We start from the raw sequence: 15,523 nt of genomic DNA, 5'->3' as shown, positions 1-15,523 counted from the left end.
ACCGCGGACGCAGATGCCGGTTGGCTAGCTGAATTGCCTACCGATCGGCCGATGGCGGGCGGTTCGGTTGCTGGCAGAGTTATGGATGTCGGCAGGGAACGCCGGTCCCTGAAAGCAAATCCCTGGTCGGTTCGGGTCCGGACTCTAACACGGAGTCCGGACCCGAACTGCGTCGTGGGGCCGCGGCGCGGTGTGCATCGGTGGATGCGGGTTGTCGGCGCGGGTTATCGGCGCGAACGTGGTGCTCCAGACCGGCGTGTTGGGGGGATGCCTGCCGGCGACCTTTTCGGTTTGGACCCCTGTTCCCTGTTTGGACCGCGTAAGTCCATTTGGACCGCTATCCCCTGTTTGGACCGCCGTTGTGTGCCGCGTGGGCGGTCCAAACCGACGCAAGGGGTCCAAACCGACGCAAGGGGTCCAAACCGGCGCGAGGGGTCCAAACTCGGGGCGGTTCAGCGTCTATGCACAGTCGATGCGCACCCGGAAACACGCCTTGCCGGCCAGGGACGGGGACGCCCGAGTACCGGGTGAGGCAGTGGTGGAACGCCTGTCGTTGCCGCCCGACAGGTCGACCCGCTCGCGCCCCGACGGTCCTAATTACGCGATGGCGCGGCTCCGGTGGAGTCGCGGACGACCAGGGTTGGGGCGAGTACCGTTTGACGAATAGCTCGTTCTGGCTGCTCAGCCGCTCGAGCAGCAGTTGCATGGCGACTTCGCCGATTTCCGCCTTGGGTGGGCAAACCGCGGTGAGTGCTGGGCGCGCGAGTTTGGCGATTTCGTCATCGTAGGCGATGACGGAGATATCTCCCGGGACGGACAGTCCGCGTTGAACGAGCAGCTCGATGACAACCAGGGCCGCCTCGTCGGAATGGGCGATGATTGCCGTTGTCTCTCCGGATACGCAGTTGTCGACGAAGGCCTTGATGCCTTCTGTCCGAGCGTCGTCGACCAGCTCAGTGGTGTCTCCCCGAGGTGACTCGGTGTCTAGATGCAGGTCGGAAAGAGCTTCTTCCCAACCCCGGACGATCAGATGACGCGAGGGGATTCGCTTGTCGGTGAGCAGTCCGATACGCGAGTGCCCCAAAGCGGCCAGGTGACGGACGGCGAGCGAGGCGCCACTCGCGTGGTCGGTGATGACGGACTCGAACAGTCGGGAGTACGGTCCGTGAGGCCTCAATGTGCGTTCGATGAGCACGGTTGGCTTGGTGACGGTTTCGAGGAACTCAACGAGCTCGCCGCTCCCGGGCCCTTCGAGATCGGGGACCAGAAGCAGACCACTGATCGACTCGTCATCCGTCATCCGGCGGATTTCGACCAGGTTGTCCTTCGCTGCGAAGGTGGATCCCTGTAACTGGAGATGTGCACCCACGCGATCCGCGACGACGTTCGCCCCCTCGATGATGGTCGGCCAGAAGAAGTCGAGTGAGGGGGTGATCAGACCGACGGTGATGTCGGATCGCAGCGGTAATGCCTGGTTCCCCGGGGTGGAGATGCGACGGGCTCCGCCGCGCACTTGCTCGAGCAGCCCCTCCTCGTCCAGAAGGGCGATGTCGCGCCGGATGGTAATGGGCGACAGCCCGAGTCCCGCAGCCAGTTCTGAGACTCTTACTGCGCCCTTGGCGTTGACGGTTGACACGATGTACTCGCGTCGGCTGGCAGGTAGGGCGCGGTGAGGACTCATGACTCGACTCCGATCGATAGGCAGAACACCCCTTGCACGGTAGCTTCGGGCAGCGCCCAGGATATGCGGTTGATGTGATCTCCCCACGATTCGCGCAACAGCGGGTCTTCGATGTCACGCCTCTCAATGTTCGGAGCCTGGGCACCACTCCACATGAGCGCAACGCGTCGCCCGCCGTCTGCGGGCGTCAGCAGCAGCGCGTCAGGACGCTCCTCAATATCCCCGACCACGAGAAGACGCTCGAGACTTTGCGCTTGGAACTCGGGGGTGGATGGCAGATCCCATGCATCTTCGAGGGTGACTACACCGTCGCCATCTGGCTGGAGGCGTAAGCTGCGGTGCCAAGTCGCGTCAGAGGGAAGTGCATAAGCTCCGGCGAGGTCCATGTCCAGGCCGCGCGTTTCGCCTCGGCTGATCTGGCCGGTTTCGGGGATTCGCTTGACGCGGCGCGCCTTGAATCTTGCTCCCGCACTCTGCTCGTGGCACGCGATGACTGGCACCGAGTGCCAACCGGACCGGTTAGTCCATATTTCGTATCGCCTGGGTGAGAATGACAGAGCGGTGTAGGTCGGTTGACCGAGGTCGATGACTACGGGGATGCCGTCCAGCGCAACCAGGAAGGAGCCAACGTCGTTGTGGTTGTGGTGTTCGTTGTTGGTTCCGGCTTTCGCAGCGAGCGCCAGTCCCCGCACGTCGCCCGCACGGGGGCGGTCAACGCTCACCTGGATACTTGGCAGCCAGACCTGTGAGGGGAGGAAGGAACCCTCGGAAGTGACTGAGTCAACTGCTGGTTCAGAGCCGGCCGCACACCAATCCTCGTCGGCGAGTGCAACTAGGACCCGGCCAAGTCCTGCTTCTACGGGGCAGGGCAGGGCGCTTGAACCCCGATGGCTCGTGGCCAGGGCAACCGCTCCGGGGCTTCCAACGATGCGACCCCAGTGAAACAAGGTACGCCATGACTTGTCGGCCGTGTGACGGGCGCGAGCATCCGCGAAGGAGATGCTCCAGTCCGAACTGAAGCTCATCGCCACTGGGAAGTCGACGAGTGCAGCAAGTGGTTTGATGCGACTGGGATCCAGTACGCCTTCGGTCGCCACGCGAAGTCTTTCGAGCACTTCCAGTAGCCTTGCCGCCCCGTTCCACCAATATGTGCTGCCCTCGTCGATGGCACCGTCGTCCGGAAGCGATGCGACGTAGCGATCGAGACCCGCGATGGCCAAGGAGACGACCTCCGCGCGTAGATCGACGTCATCCATGAGACGCAGCGCGGCCACGATGATGTTGCCCTGGATCCAGGGACTCCAGTTGTGCACATCGCCGTCCAGACCCAGCCAGTGCCAATCGCGGCGTGCGAGAAAGGGGTCGATGATGCGAGCCCGTACCTCATGACGGACTCGCGCACCGAGTCCGGGGTAGGTCTGCTCAAGGCGTTCGCCCAGAACCGCGTCGATCCAGGCGAGTTGTGCCGCAACCTCTCCAGCTCCGAGGTCAACGAAGGGGTCGGTAACGGTCGGTAGGACCGCGCCGTGGCGGACGTAGGTATCGTCGTGTGCAGCCCAGCACCAGGTCGACTGTTCGCACAGGGCCAGGATGCCGTCGGCTACTTCGGCGACGAGTCGCTTCATGACGGTATCCGATCCCTCCGGCTGCTGGTCGTGGCCGGTGTCTGGTGGAGCAAGCGCGAGCAGGGCGAGGACGGCCCGAGACAGGCGCCGTTGGCGTGCAGCGACCATGTCCTCGTAATCCGTGCGATCGCCGTCGATGAAGTAGCGTGCGTAGTCGCTCGGACGTGGCCAGGGCCAGGGCTGCTTGATCGCAGCGAGAGCCGGGGCCACGATTCCCTTCAGGGCTATTCGTTGCTCAGTTCTCAGGCATCCGGGTCTCAGTCCGAGGTCCAGTGCCGCAGACGGCGGCAACAGGCTCATTCGGAGCGCCGCGGGGCTGATACGTGATCCCCAGGCCGCGCGTAGAGGACCGATGGTACTGAGCGGGGCGGCCTGCCTGATCATGAGTTCCCCTTGAGGTCTCGCTACTTTGCGGTGGTACGGGTGCAGTCGGGTTGGGTAGTCGAGTCAAAGATATCAAGAACGATCAGAAATGAACGTGTATGGTCATGTCGGCGATACTCTCGGGCCGCGGTGACCTGAGCGGTTGGCACGCGATTCGCATGGAGGCGATCATGGGTACGGCGATGAGCGACGGTGTCGATGCGGAGTGGACGCGAGAGCAATGGGAGCGTTGGGCCGACGCCCTGCTGCTAGCTGTGCGACCGTACTTCACCCCCGGACACGCACGCCTCGAGCTTCCCGGTCCAACAAGTTCGTATGGGCCGGACTCGGACGGCTTGGAGGGCTTTGCGCGCACCTTTCTGCTTGCGGGGTTTCGTCTGGCGGGATCGGGCGGCGCCGCCGCTGATGTCGATTGCCGGGACCCGCACAGTTTCGCGGATTGGTATCGGGTAGGTCTGGTGTCTGGGACGACTCCGGGGGGCCCGGAGGCCTGGCCCACGTTGCGTGACTGTGCGCAGGCCAAGGTTGAGGCTGCGTCAGTTGCGCTCATCCTGGACATGACGCGGCCACTGATTTGGGAGCGGTTGGCGCCGACCGAGCAGGAGAACGTCATCGCATGGTTGGCGCCCGTCGTGGGAGACGACAGCTATCCGCGATGCAACTGGCTGTGGTTCAGGATAATCGTCGAGACCTTCTTGCGATCGGTCGGCGGGCCGTGGTCGGAAGTGGACATTCGCGCGGATCTCGCTGAGCACGACTCATACTACCGGGGGCGCGGCTGGTTCTCCGATGGCCCCGAGCGCAGCTTTGACTACTACGGCGGCTGGGCCATGCACTTGTACCCGGTCATGTGGGCGCGGATGTCGGGGGCATCCGACTTCTGTGCGGAACGAGGCCAGACCGACGTGAAACGGCTCGAACGCTACTTGGAAGACTTCGTCACCCTCATCGGCGGCGACGGCGCCCCCTTGTTTCAGGGGCGCAGTCTCATCTATCGCTTCGCTGCTGCGGCACCGCTGTGGGCGGGGGCCATAGCCGGAGTAGACAACATCGAGATGGGGCTCCTGCGGCATGGTGCGAGTGCGATTGTTGATTACTTCCGCCGACACGGTGTGCCAGATGAACGTGGCCTGTTGACGCTCGGCTGGTTCGCTCCCTGGGAGCCGATGCGCCAGTCATACTCCGGAGCCGGCTCTCCATACTGGGCGTCTAAAGGTGCCCTCGGCCTTGCCTTACCCCGAGAGCATCCGGTGTGGAGCTCCTCGGCGTGCCCATTGCCTGTGGAGGCTGGGAACGTGCTGCGCGTGATCGAGGCGCCGGGTGGATAGTCTCTGGGACGAGCGGCGACGGCGTTGTGCGTGTCATCAACCACGGCACGGACCACGCCTGCGAGGGCGATTCGGTGGCGGACGCCCCTTTGTATGCCCGGATCGGCTATTCCACTGTGACAACGCCATGCCTGGATGTGGAGGCGGAAACGAATCCGTTGGAGATGTCGACGGCACTTCTCAACGCAGCGGGAGACGGCAGCCATCGTGCGGGCATGGTGCGCCTCGCCCTGGACGTAGCGGACGACGTCGGATATGCGGCCTCTCGCTCCCGCAGCCACTGGGTGGAGCCGGACACGCACCAACAGGGACACGGCTCCGGAGCCGTCGGACATGCGCGTTATGCAGGAATGATCACCGTCGTCTCGCTTGTGCACGCCGAGTGGGAACTGCGTCTCGTCCGTGTGGATCGGCCGTCCGAACAGGCCATCGCGCTGCGAGTGGGCGGCTGGGCACTTACCGGTGAAGGCCCCGAGGTTCGCACCGATGAGCGTGAGACCTCGGTCTGTCTGCCGGGACTGAGCTGCCGTGTAATTGCTGTGGATGGTGGTCCCTGCGATCCCGTGATCTACCAGCGTGCCGAGGCCTCTCCATTGCCCGGCTTAACCGCCGTACCGGCCATGACTGTGGCCGTTTCAGCCGGCAAATGGCGCGCATTCGCCATCAGCCTCGCGGGAGGTGAGGGGGCGGTTGCCGGACGAGTCCCCACTCTTCATTCGCTGGTGGAGGACGGTGAGGATGTGGTGGCCGTCGTGACCTGGCCGAGCCACGGACTGGTAACCACGCGGTGTCCGGGCGTTGTCCTCCGATCATAAGCATATGAATCAAAAACGAACATGCTCGAACGCGACAGGTCTTGACAGAACAAGAGTGATCGGCTTGACTGAGTCCTGTCGCCGGTCGGCGGCGCACCTTCAACGAGGAAGACATGTGCAGTGATGCTGGGAACGGAAGGCCGTCGGGCTCATCGGTCAGACGTGACAGCTGCACCCCGTGTGTTCCGGAGTGGCGGGACATGCATACCGCCTTCGAGCAGCCTCGCGTACGCCGCCGACGGTGGGACACCCGACTGCGGCTCGTTGAAGAGGCGCGCGGGCGCTGTACAGAACCTCACCGCGGTCCGACAAGACGACGCCTGCTCATAAGGAGGAAACCCATGTCCCATCTCATCACACGACGTGCCGCCCTTGGCGCCGGGTCTGTCGCCATATTGGCGACGCTTGGCGCATGCGGAAGCTCAAACACCGACGGTTCGTCCGGGAGCAAGGCCACAGTCGGCACCGATGCCAAGGTGGAGCTCACCTTCGCGGGGTGGAGCCTGGACACGACACCAGAGTTCCAGGCGCTGGCTGACGCGTTCACCGCAGCGAACCCCAACATCACTATCACCGTGAAGGAGTACTCTGCACAGGACTACGACACCCAGCTCACTACCGACCTGTCGGCGGGATCTGCGCCTGATGTGTTCCCGATCAAGAACCTACTCCGCTATTACTATTACATGTCTAACGGGCAGCTGATGGACCTGTCCGACATGGCGACGAGATTCGACGGGGACGAAGCCATCGACTTGACGTACCTTGGGTATGATGGCAAGTACTTTGCTCTACCCTACCGGCAGGACTCGTGGCTTTTGTTCTACAACAAGGACGCATTCGCGAACGCTGGTGTGGAAGAGCCCGACGGCTCCTGGACCTGGGAGGACTATAAGCGGGCAGCCTCGGAGATCACCGCGGCCGGAGAGATGAAGGGCGCGTATCACCACACCTGGCAGTCGGTGGTGCAGGGATTCGCGCTTGCCCAATATCCGGACGCCGATCTGACGTCGGGCGATTATAGCTATCTTAAACCATTCTACGAGACGGCCCTGGAGATGCAGGACGCAGGCGACGTCGAGACCTTTGCCACCGCGCAGGCTCAGTCCCTTACCTACCAGGCGCAGTTCGGAACCCAGAAGGCCGCCATGATGCCCATGGGGTCGTGGTTCATAGCCACCTTGCTCGAGCAGCAGTCCACGGGGGACGCAGACGACTTCGAGTGGGGTCTGGCACCGATTCCTCAGTACGAAAGCGGTCACGAGGATGAGCCGATCACCTTTGGCGATCCCACATCATTGGCGGTCAATGCCTCGCTGGAGGGAGACAAGGCATCCGCCGCGAAGGCATTCGTCGCGTTTGCAACCGGTGAAGAGGGTGCGCGGGCAATGGCTGCCATCGGTATTACTCCCGCGTACTTCTCCGAAGCAATCGAGTCGACCTTCTTCGATCTCGAAGGCATGCCGCAGGACGAACTCTCGAAATATGCATTCTCAACGCACGACACTCGACCCGAGAATCCCGTATCGGAGACCGTCAATGACATCCAGACAATACTCAACGACACCCACTCGGAGATCATGACCGAGACCACCGCGGTCGACGAGGCCCTATCAAAGGCCGGTGAGGAGATCAAGGCGCAGGGCCTGACTGCTTGAATTGAGGTCCGGCACGTCGGGGTCACCCCTGGGACGGCCGGGCAGGCGATGCCTGCCAGGCCTCAGTGGTTAAGTGGAAGGAGATGCAAATGAGTGGCGCCGCAGCGACCGAGCCGCGGTTGAGTGGACGCCGGGGAGGCAGTGTCGCGTCCAAGGCGCTGAGACGGCGCAATACGATTGCCGGGTGGTCATTCATATTGCCGAACTTCCTTGGGTTCGGGTTGCTGACGCTCATACCTGTGATCGCGCTGTTCTACATCGCGTTCACCAAGTGGAGCGCGTTCGGCAATCCTGAGATCACAGGTCTGGACAACTTCATAAGACTTGCGAAAGACCCGACGTTCTGGACGGCTCTCTGGAACACCTTGTATTACGCGGTCGTGCACATACCCCTCACCTTGGCCCTGTCGCTGGGTCTCGCGATCCTCCTCAACCAGAAGTTGCGTGGACTCGCCTTCTTCCGCTCGGCGGCCTTCTTTCCCTACTTCACGTCGATTGTCGCGGTGGCGCAGGTATGGAACATGCTACTAGCGCCGGAGAACGGACCGATCAACCAGTTCTTAAACTTCGTGGGGATAAGCGATGCGCCCGGGTGGACTTCCTCCGCCACGTGGGCGATGCCGGCGGTCATCATCGTCGGTACGTGGCGCGAAATGGGCTATTACATGCTGTTGTTCCTGGCTGGCCTGCAAGCGGTGCCGCAAGAACTCTACGAGGCCGCGCGTGTGGACGGCGCTAATGCGTGGCAGCGCTTCACCAATGTGACCCTGCCGTGCCTGCGTCCGACGACCTTCTTCGTGACTGTCATGCTGACGATCGGGTCGTTCAAGGTCCTGGACCTCATTCTGGTGATGACCAACGGCGGGCCTGGAACTAGTACGCTGGTGCTCTCGCAGTACATCTATCGGATGGGTTTCGAGCGAAACGACTTTGGGTATGCGTCGGCAATCTCGCTGGTGCTCTTCCTGATCTGCCTGCTGGTCACAGTTGTACAGTTCGTACACAACCGTCGGCGGGAGGCCTGAATCATGTCCACCGAGGCAACGGCGATGCCTTTAGGGCATGGTACATCTGCATCCGCGGCGAGGCGGCATCGAGCCCGGCGCTCGGCGAAACACCACCTGGGACGGTTCGTCCGAGACGTTTTCCTCCTCGCACTGTCGGCATTCGTGCTCCTGCCCTTCGCGTGGATGGTGCTGTCTTCATTCAAGAGGAACAACGAGATATTCACGACTCCGATTACCTGGTTCCCGGAAGAATGGCAGTGGCACAACTATGCGGACATCTGGGTGAAGTCCGACATGACCACCTGGTTAGGAAACACGGTACTACTGGCCGTTGTCGTTACCTTTCTCCAGGTGTTCACAGGATCGTTTGCGGCGTACGGCTTCTCCCGGATCCGCTTTCCTGGAAGGGACTTCCTGTTCATCGTGTACATTGGAACCATCTCGGTTCCGTGGCAGGCGTACATGATCCCGCAGTTCAAGATGTTGTCGGCTGTCGGACTGAGCGATACGAGGCTGTCGATCATCCTGCTGCAGGCCTTTGGGGCCTTCGGCGTGTTCCTCATGAAGCAGTTCTATGACTCTATTCCGGAGGAGTTGAGCGAGGCGGCGCGAATCGATGGCCTCAGTGAGTACAAGATTTACTACAGAATCATGCTCCCGCTATCTATTCCCTCAATCGCGTCACTCGCAATCATCACTTTCACCAACACTTGGAACGACTACATGGGGCCGCTCATTTACCTGCGCAGTCCGGACTTGTGGACGATCCAGCTCGGGTTGAAGACGTTCATTGGTCAGTACAACGCCGATTACGCTGCCATTATGACCGGCTCGGTGCTTTCAGTTCTGCCGATCGCGGTCGTGTTCGTGTTCGGCCAGCGGTACTTCGTGCAAGGCATAGCGACGACAGGTATGAAGGGATGAACCCCCGGGCGCGCGTTGGCTCGAGGAGGAGTCGACAGCGATATGGCGCGACGTCGGCGACTTCCTGTTTGGGACGCTGCGGCTCAATGTGGTGGTAGCGGTGCTCGTAGCACCGTTGATTGGGCTGTGTCTAGGAGCGGTTTCTCCACTGCGTAGCTTTCCCACTCTGATAGGGGCGCTTTGGTTGGCGTCACCGGGCTTAGCGGTTGCGTTCGCCGCGTTTCGGGATTGCCCGGCATTCGGCCGTTCGATCCTGCGCCGGCAGCCGGGGGCCGGGGCGGACACGGCAGCGACAGACTTGTTGTATTGGCAGCCAGATGAAGACCGCTCGGTCATTCGTCCGTGCATGCGAGCACTGCGAAGGCTGTGGTGGCGCGTTCTATTGGCGGCTGCACCATTGGCCGGCGCAGGACTGGTCCTGTGCGTTGACATCGTCTGGGCAGCGAACACAGCGGTGGGTGTCTATGTTGTCCCCGCGCTGGCGATGACGGTAGTACTGGTGCTCGCGGCGTGGCCGGCTGCCATAGTGATGGTCACGGAGGTGCGGCATGCCCATGTAGTCTCTGTGGTGCGGCTCGCACTGGTTGTGGTTGCTAGGAAGTGGTATCTCTCCCTGCTGAACCTACTGGTGATGGTCGGCACGCTCCTTGGGTTGATTGCTCAACCGTTTCTGGTGGCCGCGCTCGGCAGCGGGTTTCTGCTTCACCTGGTGTGGGCGAACGCCCGCTGGATGGTCTTACCCTCAATCACTTCGAAGGCGGTCGATGCGGAGCGGCGGCCCGTAGCCGACCGTGCGTCGTACCGGCGTTGACGTAGGCACGCGGGCGCACACCGATGAGTCTCAAGCGCGGGTTTCGTACTGCTCTGCGGTGAATTCGCCGGCCACAGGCGCACCTTTGAGATAGTTAGCAACGTCGTCGACGGCGCCGTCACCCAGCCGGTGCAGCTCTCGACCCATGGACCCAGCGGCGTGCGGCGTGAGAAACACATTCGGCAACGTCCACAGCGGTGAGTCGGGGACGTTCACCTCCGGATCTGTGACGTCGATTATCGCGCGGATGCGGTCCTTCTGGAGTTCCGCAATCAACGCCTCCTGGTCGCAGATCGCGCCCCGCGCGGTATTTATGAATGTGGCGCCGTCCTTCATCATCGCGAATTGCTTGGCGCCAAGCATGCGATATGTGCGCGGTGTTGATGCGGAGTGCAGCGATACGACGTCGCTGGTACGCAACAGGTCTTCTAGCGTGGTGGGCTCAACGCCGAGTGACTTCGCCTCCGCACCAGTTAAATGGTTGGAGTGGACCTTGATGACGCAGTGGAATGGGCGAAGGTGTTCAATGACTAGTCGTGAGATGCGCGACAGCCCGATCAGCCCGATGGTCGAGCCGTACAGTCCGATGTTTGGGAAGGCGTCCCAGAATCCATCCGGCTTGTCCCGGAGCTCCGTGTAAGCACGTCGAGTGGCAAAGACGTCCTTCGCCGCCAGTATGATCATGGCTAGCGTGTACTCGGCTACCGGCTCGGCGTTGAGTCGAGTCTGAGATGACATGCGTATGCCGCGGTCGAACAGTTGGGGTCCGACGACGTCGCGCACGGATCCACCGGAGTGGACCAGCAGCTTTAGGTCGGGCATGGTATCCAATAGACCGTCAAGCCGTCCGGTCTCCCAGCCCGTGATGAGGACTTCGGCGTCGGCAAGCGCCGCGCGTGACCGCGGTGTGGCGTGGTTTCTGGGGTCGGGATCGAGGCAGAGCCGACCGAGCGAACCCAAGCGGGCGATCGCATCGGGTGTGAAGAAGTTCTTGCGATGCTCGTCCACGACGGATAACACGATCTTGGGTGTTGGCACGTGAACCCCTCTGGCAGCGTTGAAGTGTGGGCACCTGCTGTTCAGCGGCGACCGGGTAGAGCATAGCTCCAAACAGCACGGTAGCGCACCAATCAGAGTACTTGTGTTTGAAACTGATCGGACTAGGGTTAGGTGTGCTGGAGCCTATCGGAGGAGGCCTGACAAATCATGGCACAGAATGCGTCGACCGGCAGCGCGGCGCGTGGGCGTACGGCGCTCGTCCTTGCAGGGCGTGGTCGCTATGAGGATCCCTGGCACGATCATGCGGCAATGAGCCATGAAATCGCTTTGCTGTTGGGTGAGTTGGGCATGCGCAGCGAGGTTCGGTCGATGTTCCGCGATTCGTTGTCCGACTTGGACGACTTCGATTTGCTGGTCGTCAACGGCGGTACCGGTCGCATTGATCCGGATTTCGACGGCGACGACGACTCGTGGCTTCCGGCGCATGCGGCCGTCAACGCCTACGCCGGCTCGGGCAAGCCGGTTTTCGTGCACCACCAGGGAATCAACGCGTTCCTGGACAACCCGCGCTGGCGGTACATTGTTGGAGGACGATGGATCCGCGGTACTACGTACCATCCTGAGAACTCCGAGGGGGTCTGGACCCCGGTACGCGGTTCTCATCCGATCGTTGCCGGCCTTGGCGAACTTCGCGTCTACGATGAACGCTACACGTTGCTTGACGTCGATCCGGGCTCAACCGTGACGCTCACGCAGTATGAGGCCGGCGCCGACCACCCGGCGGCCTGGGTCAACACGGCGGACGGCATGCGCGTCGTCTATGACTCGCTCGGCCACGACTTACGATCCATGCGGAACCCGGATCGTCGCGAACTCATGCGCCGGGAGGTCGCCTGGCTTCTTGGATGACGAGACCGCCGCCTCGACGGCATGCATGAACGATCGAACATGATGTGTTGACATGAAAACGATCGCACAAGATCGGAACTCGACATATTAGAACATCCCCGCTAGACTGTTGCCAGGTCTCGTTTGCAACGAAGGAAGGAGATCTGCTCATGTCTGCCACGACGGCTCATCCGCACCAGTCCCCCCGCACCCCCATGTCGACCGCCATCACCCGCCGCGCGTTCACCGGGGGCGCTCTGCTTGCCATACCGACGTTCGCGCTGGCCGGCTGCGCCTCCGGCGGATCTTCATCCGGAGAGGAGAAGACCGACACCCTCACCTTCTGGCTCTCGGGCGATGCGAACGAGGGAGGCGGATACGCCGCGCTCGCTGCCGACTACGAGGCGGAGACCGGTGTCCATGTCGAGATCGTCGACGTCGCTTACGACGACTTCGTTACCAAGCTCGTCAATGCCGCGCTCGCCAATGATCTTCCCGACATTGGCCGTATCCCGTCGGTTGACCCAAGCTTCTCCGAGGATCTGGTGGACCTGGCGGACGTCGCCACCGAGCGCAACATCATGAGCAGCCTCCTGGTTCCCGATGAGGAGGGGCGGGTCACCACCCTGCCCGCGGCACTCACAGCTGTTGGTCTTTTCATAAACAAATCACTGTTCGATGAAGCCGGTGTTGCATATCCCACCTCGGAGGACGACATCTGGACCTGGGATGAGTTCGTGGAGGCGGTTACCCGGGTCCGGGAGAATACCGGCGCCACATACGGCCTGGTTATGGACCGCACGTCACACCGGTTGCGCTCCTTCATGTATCAATTCGGCTCCGAGGGGTTCGTCAAGGGGGACGACGGCCGCTACACCTCCGACGCCGCCGCCCGCACCGCCCTGGAGTTCTTCGGCGACATAAACGACGACGCCACCATGCCCAGGTCCGTGTGGTTGTCGGAGGATGACCCCTCGGCGCTGTTCAAATCGGGCCAAGTGGCCGCTTACTACTCGGGTGTCTGGCAGTTGGCCGACTTCAACGCCAACATCACGGATTTCGAGTGGGCGTCGGTGTACATGCCGGCTCAGCCCACCCGAGCGACCAACTTGGGTACGAACCTCATGGTCGCCTTTGATGCCAATGGCCATGGCCAGGCGGCGAAGGACTTTATTTCCTGGACCTATCAAGACGAGCATTACGCGAAGTACTGCAAGCTCGCCGGCGCATTGCCCTCGATCGAAGGTGTCGCGGTGGATTACGAATTCGCGCAAGAGGCCTTCGATGTTTACAATAACGAGATCGCGGCTGCGCCCGACATCTCAGGCTATCAAATTACTTCGCAACTTGAGTGGCAAAATGCTGGTAAAACGTTGGAGGGTGATCCGGTGCGTGACGAAGTGATCAAGTACCTCAGTGGTGAACAAGACCTCGATACCACGATTACAGCCATCGAGACTGAGATGACTGAACAAGTTGGAGGGGTATTCTGACCGTTTCCGAGCGATGAGTCGGGCTAAGGAAGCTCCAGGGGGATTGCGAATATGGCTGTCGAGTCGATAAAGCAGGCGCCATCGGGGCGAACGCCCGGGCTCGTTCGGAGGCGAAAGTCACCAGGGACCTATCGATGGCAGCCGATTGCTTTTACCGCCGTCATCATCGCCCTGTATGCGGTCTTCTTCGTCTGGCCCGCGGCGACGGGGCTGTTCTACTCCTTCACCGACTATCGCGGCCGGGGGAGCTATGAAATCGTAGGCGTGGCGAACTACGTAGACCTATTCGCTGATGGGGACTTCTACGGTGCGTTGCTGCGCACCTTCGAGTACGCAATCATCGCGGTGCCGTTGACCTACGTGCTGTCTCTGCTCACGGCCGTGTTCCTGACCAGTGAGCGAGTGGTCGGCAAGTCCGTGGCCCGACTGGTGTTCTTCATGCCCTGGCTGATATCACCCATAGTGGTCGGGGTCATCTGGCGTTGGCTGTTCGGGAGAGTTTCGGCCTGGTCAACTACGTGATCTCCCAGTTGGGTGGAACCGGACCGAAATGGCAGACTGACGCCGATCTGTCGCTCATGGTGGTGGTTTTCGCGGGGGCCTGGGCCGGCACCGCTTTCTCCATGCTGCTGTTCATCTCCGCCCTGCGCAATGTTCCCCGTAGCCTTAAGGAGGCCGCGGCCCTTGATGGAGCCACTGCGTGGCAAACCTTCCGGCACGTGACCATGCCGTCAATACGTCCGACGTCGTTCATGGTGATCCTTCTGGCTACGCTCGGAGCGATGAAGGAGTTCGCCATGGTTCAGGCGGTCAACGGGGGCGGCCCGGGCACGGCTAACAACCTGATCGTGCAGTACATCTACACCACGGGTTTCTCCCGGGCGAAGATCGGCTATGCATCTGCCGCGTCAATGATTCTCCTGGTTATCCTCCTGGTGCTGTCTCTGGCCCAGTTGTATGTGAACAACCGCCGGGAGGCGCAATGACAACGGTCACGCGGCCGACGCGAGCTAAGCCGGGTGCGTCCAGGCGGTGGGACTCGTGGACCTGCAGGCCTGGCGGGCGGCATTCGAAGCAGGAGATCGCCCGTGTCCGTAAGTCTCCCCTGCTCACCGCCGCGATGTGGCTGGTCGCCGTGGTCTACGGCTTTCCCGTGCTGTGGTTCCTGCTCTCGTCGTTCAAGCCGGGCGGGGAGTTGTTCTCCTTCCCGCTGTCCTTTCTCCCGCGGCGTTGGACGCTGGACGGGTATGTACAGGCATGGACCCGCTTCGACTTCGCCACCTACTTCAAGAACACCCTCATAGTTGCATCCACCACCACGGTACTGACGGTGATCGTCTCCGCCGCAACCGGGTATGCGCTGGCCAAGTACTCCAACCGCTGGCTCAAGGTGTTGTTCATTGCCCTGCTCATGACTACCATGTTGCCGACGGAGGTTATACTGTCGCCGACGTTCTTGGTCATTCGCGACCTGGGCCTGTACAACCAGCTTGCCGGTCTGGTAATGCCGTCGATCATGACGGCCACGGGCGTATTCATGTTTCGCCAATTCTTCATCACGGTACCCGACGAGCTTCTCGAGGCCGCACGCCTGGACGGTTCAGGGGAGTTCTCCACCTTCTTCCGCATCATGCTGCCGCTGTCCCGCCCGACCATGCTTACGCTGGCGATATTCTCATTCCAGTGGCGTTGGAACGATTACATCTGGCCGCTGATCGTCATCTCCGATAAGGACAAGTTCACGCTCCAGGTGGCGCTACGCTCGATCGTCGGCGCAGAGAATATCAACTGGACGGTGCTTTTGGGGGCGTCGGTCATTTCTATACTGCCGTTGTTGATCATTTATCTGGTTTTCCAACGCAATATCATGAGTGCCGATCTAAGCACAGGGATAAAGGACTGATCCGGCG

General features: G+C 61.5%; 14 protein-coding genes. 11 read left to right on the top strand and 3 right to left on the bottom strand.

The genetic code is table 11. The features are described 5' to 3' along the window. Nucleotides 1-337: 337 nt before the first annotated feature. Both BW737_RS02645 and BW737_RS02640 read right to left on the bottom strand, forming a co-directional pair. A complete protein-coding gene (locus BW737_RS02645; protein WP_086614589.1) occupies nucleotides 338-1,681 on the bottom strand; it encodes a substrate-binding domain-containing protein in 1,344 nt (447 codons plus the stop codon). Continuing rightward, the gene (locus tag BW737_RS02640) at nucleotides 1,678-3,516 is read right to left on the bottom strand and encodes a heparinase II/III domain-containing protein (RefSeq protein WP_180272018.1); all 1,839 of its coding nucleotides are present in this window, start codon (nucleotides 3,514-3,516) and stop codon (nucleotides 1,678-1,680) included. Before BW737_RS02640 ends, BW737_RS02645 begins: the two co-directional genes overlap by 4 nt. A gap of 278 nt (nucleotides 3,517-3,794) precedes the next feature. Here BW737_RS02640 and BW737_RS16600 point away from each other — a divergent pair, with 278 nt between their 5' ends. From BW737_RS16600 to BW737_RS02615, 6 genes are all read left to right on the top strand, one after another. Continuing rightward, a complete protein-coding gene (locus tag BW737_RS16600) occupies nucleotides 3,795-5,018 on the top strand; it encodes a DUF2264 domain-containing protein (RefSeq protein ID WP_218961754.1) in 1,224 nt (407 codons plus the stop codon). Nucleotides 5,019-5,233: 215 nt separating this feature from the next. Next, entirely contained in the window at nucleotides 5,234-5,833 is a 600-nt protein-coding gene (locus BW737_RS16595; RefSeq protein ID WP_218961753.1) for a hypothetical protein, read from the top strand. A gap of 341 nt (nucleotides 5,834-6,174) precedes the next feature. After that, complete coding sequence (locus tag BW737_RS02630) at nucleotides 6,175-7,491, top strand: ABC transporter substrate-binding protein (protein ID WP_086614591.1); 1,317 nt, start codon at nucleotides 6,175-6,177, stop codon at nucleotides 7,489-7,491. A gap of 89 nt (nucleotides 7,492-7,580) precedes the next feature. Beyond that, a complete protein-coding gene (locus BW737_RS02625; RefSeq protein ID WP_086614592.1) occupies nucleotides 7,581-8,516 on the top strand; it encodes a carbohydrate ABC transporter permease in 936 nt (311 codons plus the stop codon). 3 nt (nucleotides 8,517-8,519) lie between these two features. Then, nucleotides 8,520-9,422 carry a carbohydrate ABC transporter permease gene (locus tag BW737_RS02620; RefSeq protein ID WP_257210395.1) on the top strand — a complete coding sequence of 301 codons (903 nt, stop codon included), beginning with the start codon at nucleotides 8,520-8,522 and terminating at the stop codon, nucleotides 9,420-9,422. Nucleotides 9,423-9,876: 454 nt separating this feature from the next. Then, nucleotides 9,877-10,233: a hypothetical protein gene (locus BW737_RS02615; protein WP_143233239.1), complete on the top strand. Its 357-nt coding sequence runs from the start codon at nucleotides 9,877-9,879 to the stop codon at nucleotides 10,231-10,233. 30 nt (nucleotides 10,234-10,263) lie between these two features. Here BW737_RS02615 and BW737_RS02610 read toward each other — a convergent pair whose 3' ends face one another. Next, nucleotides 10,264-11,271 (bottom strand): hydroxyacid dehydrogenase, encoded by a 1,008-nt coding sequence (locus BW737_RS02610; RefSeq protein ID WP_086614594.1) that lies wholly within the window; start codon nucleotides 11,269-11,271, stop codon nucleotides 10,264-10,266. A gap of 168 nt (nucleotides 11,272-11,439) precedes the next feature. Between BW737_RS02610 and BW737_RS02605 the strand changes: the two genes are divergently transcribed. From BW737_RS02605 to BW737_RS02590, 5 genes are all read left to right on the top strand, one after another. Further along, entirely contained in the window at nucleotides 11,440-12,141 is a 702-nt protein-coding gene (locus BW737_RS02605) for a ThuA domain-containing protein (RefSeq protein WP_086614595.1), read from the top strand. 149 nt (nucleotides 12,142-12,290) lie between these two features. Continuing rightward, the gene (locus BW737_RS02600; protein WP_218961752.1) at nucleotides 12,291-13,613 is read left to right on the top strand and encodes an ABC transporter substrate-binding protein; all 1,323 of its coding nucleotides are present in this window, start codon (nucleotides 12,291-12,293) and stop codon (nucleotides 13,611-13,613) included. 51 nt (nucleotides 13,614-13,664) lie between these two features. Continuing rightward, nucleotides 13,665-14,135 carry a carbohydrate ABC transporter permease gene (locus tag BW737_RS17485; RefSeq protein WP_257210394.1) on the top strand — a complete coding sequence of 157 codons (471 nt, stop codon included), beginning with the start codon at nucleotides 13,665-13,667 and terminating at the stop codon, nucleotides 14,133-14,135. After that, nucleotides 14,096-14,599 carry a carbohydrate ABC transporter permease gene (locus tag BW737_RS17480; protein WP_257210393.1) on the top strand — a complete coding sequence of 168 codons (504 nt, stop codon included), beginning with the start codon at nucleotides 14,096-14,098 and terminating at the stop codon, nucleotides 14,597-14,599. Before BW737_RS17485 ends, BW737_RS17480 begins: the two co-directional genes overlap by 40 nt. Nucleotides 14,600-14,733: 134 nt before the next feature. After that, nucleotides 14,734-15,516, top strand: a complete 783-nt coding sequence (locus BW737_RS02590; protein WP_218961751.1) for a carbohydrate ABC transporter permease — start codon at nucleotides 14,734-14,736, stop codon at nucleotides 15,514-15,516. Nucleotides 15,517-15,523: the final 7 nt, after the last annotated feature.

It is taken from the genome of Actinomyces ruminis (assembly GCF_002154335.2).
Taxonomy (GTDB): Bacteria; Actinomycetota; Actinomycetes; order Actinomycetales; family Actinomycetaceae; genus Actinomyces; species Actinomyces ruminis.
The sequence above is the reverse complement of the archived record's forward strand: the minus strand, read 5'-3'. Positions and strand labels throughout refer to the sequence as shown.

Bases quoted from the DNA above. Each gene is read 5' to 3' on its own strand.
- BW737_RS02645 (WP_086614589.1), bottom strand. From the start codon at position 1,681: ATGAGTCCTCACCGCGCCCTACCTGCCAGCCGACGCGAGTACATCGTG.
- BW737_RS16600 (WP_218961754.1), top strand. From the start codon at position 3,795: ATGTCGGCGATACTCTCGGGCCGCGGTGACCTGAGCGGTTGGCACGCG.
- BW737_RS16595 (WP_218961753.1), top strand. From the start codon at position 5,234: ATGGTGCGCCTCGCCCTGGACGTAGCGGACGACGTCGGATATGCGGCC.
- BW737_RS02630 (WP_086614591.1), top strand. From the start codon at position 6,175: ATGTCCCATCTCATCACACGACGTGCCGCCCTTGGCGCCGGGTCTGTC.
- BW737_RS02625 (WP_086614592.1), top strand. From the start codon at position 7,581: ATGAGTGGCGCCGCAGCGACCGAGCCGCGGTTGAGTGGACGCCGGGGA.
- BW737_RS02620 (WP_257210395.1), top strand. From the start codon at position 8,520: ATGTCCACCGAGGCAACGGCGATGCCTTTAGGGCATGGTACATCTGCA.
- BW737_RS02605 (WP_086614595.1), top strand. From the start codon at position 11,440: ATGGCACAGAATGCGTCGACCGGCAGCGCGGCGCGTGGGCGTACGGCG.
- BW737_RS02600 (WP_218961752.1), top strand. From the start codon at position 12,291: ATGTCTGCCACGACGGCTCATCCGCACCAGTCCCCCCGCACCCCCATG.
- BW737_RS17485 (WP_257210394.1), top strand. From the start codon at position 13,665: ATGGCTGTCGAGTCGATAAAGCAGGCGCCATCGGGGCGAACGCCCGGG.
- BW737_RS02590 (WP_218961751.1), top strand. From the start codon at position 14,734: ATGTGGCTGGTCGCCGTGGTCTACGGCTTTCCCGTGCTGTGGTTCCTG.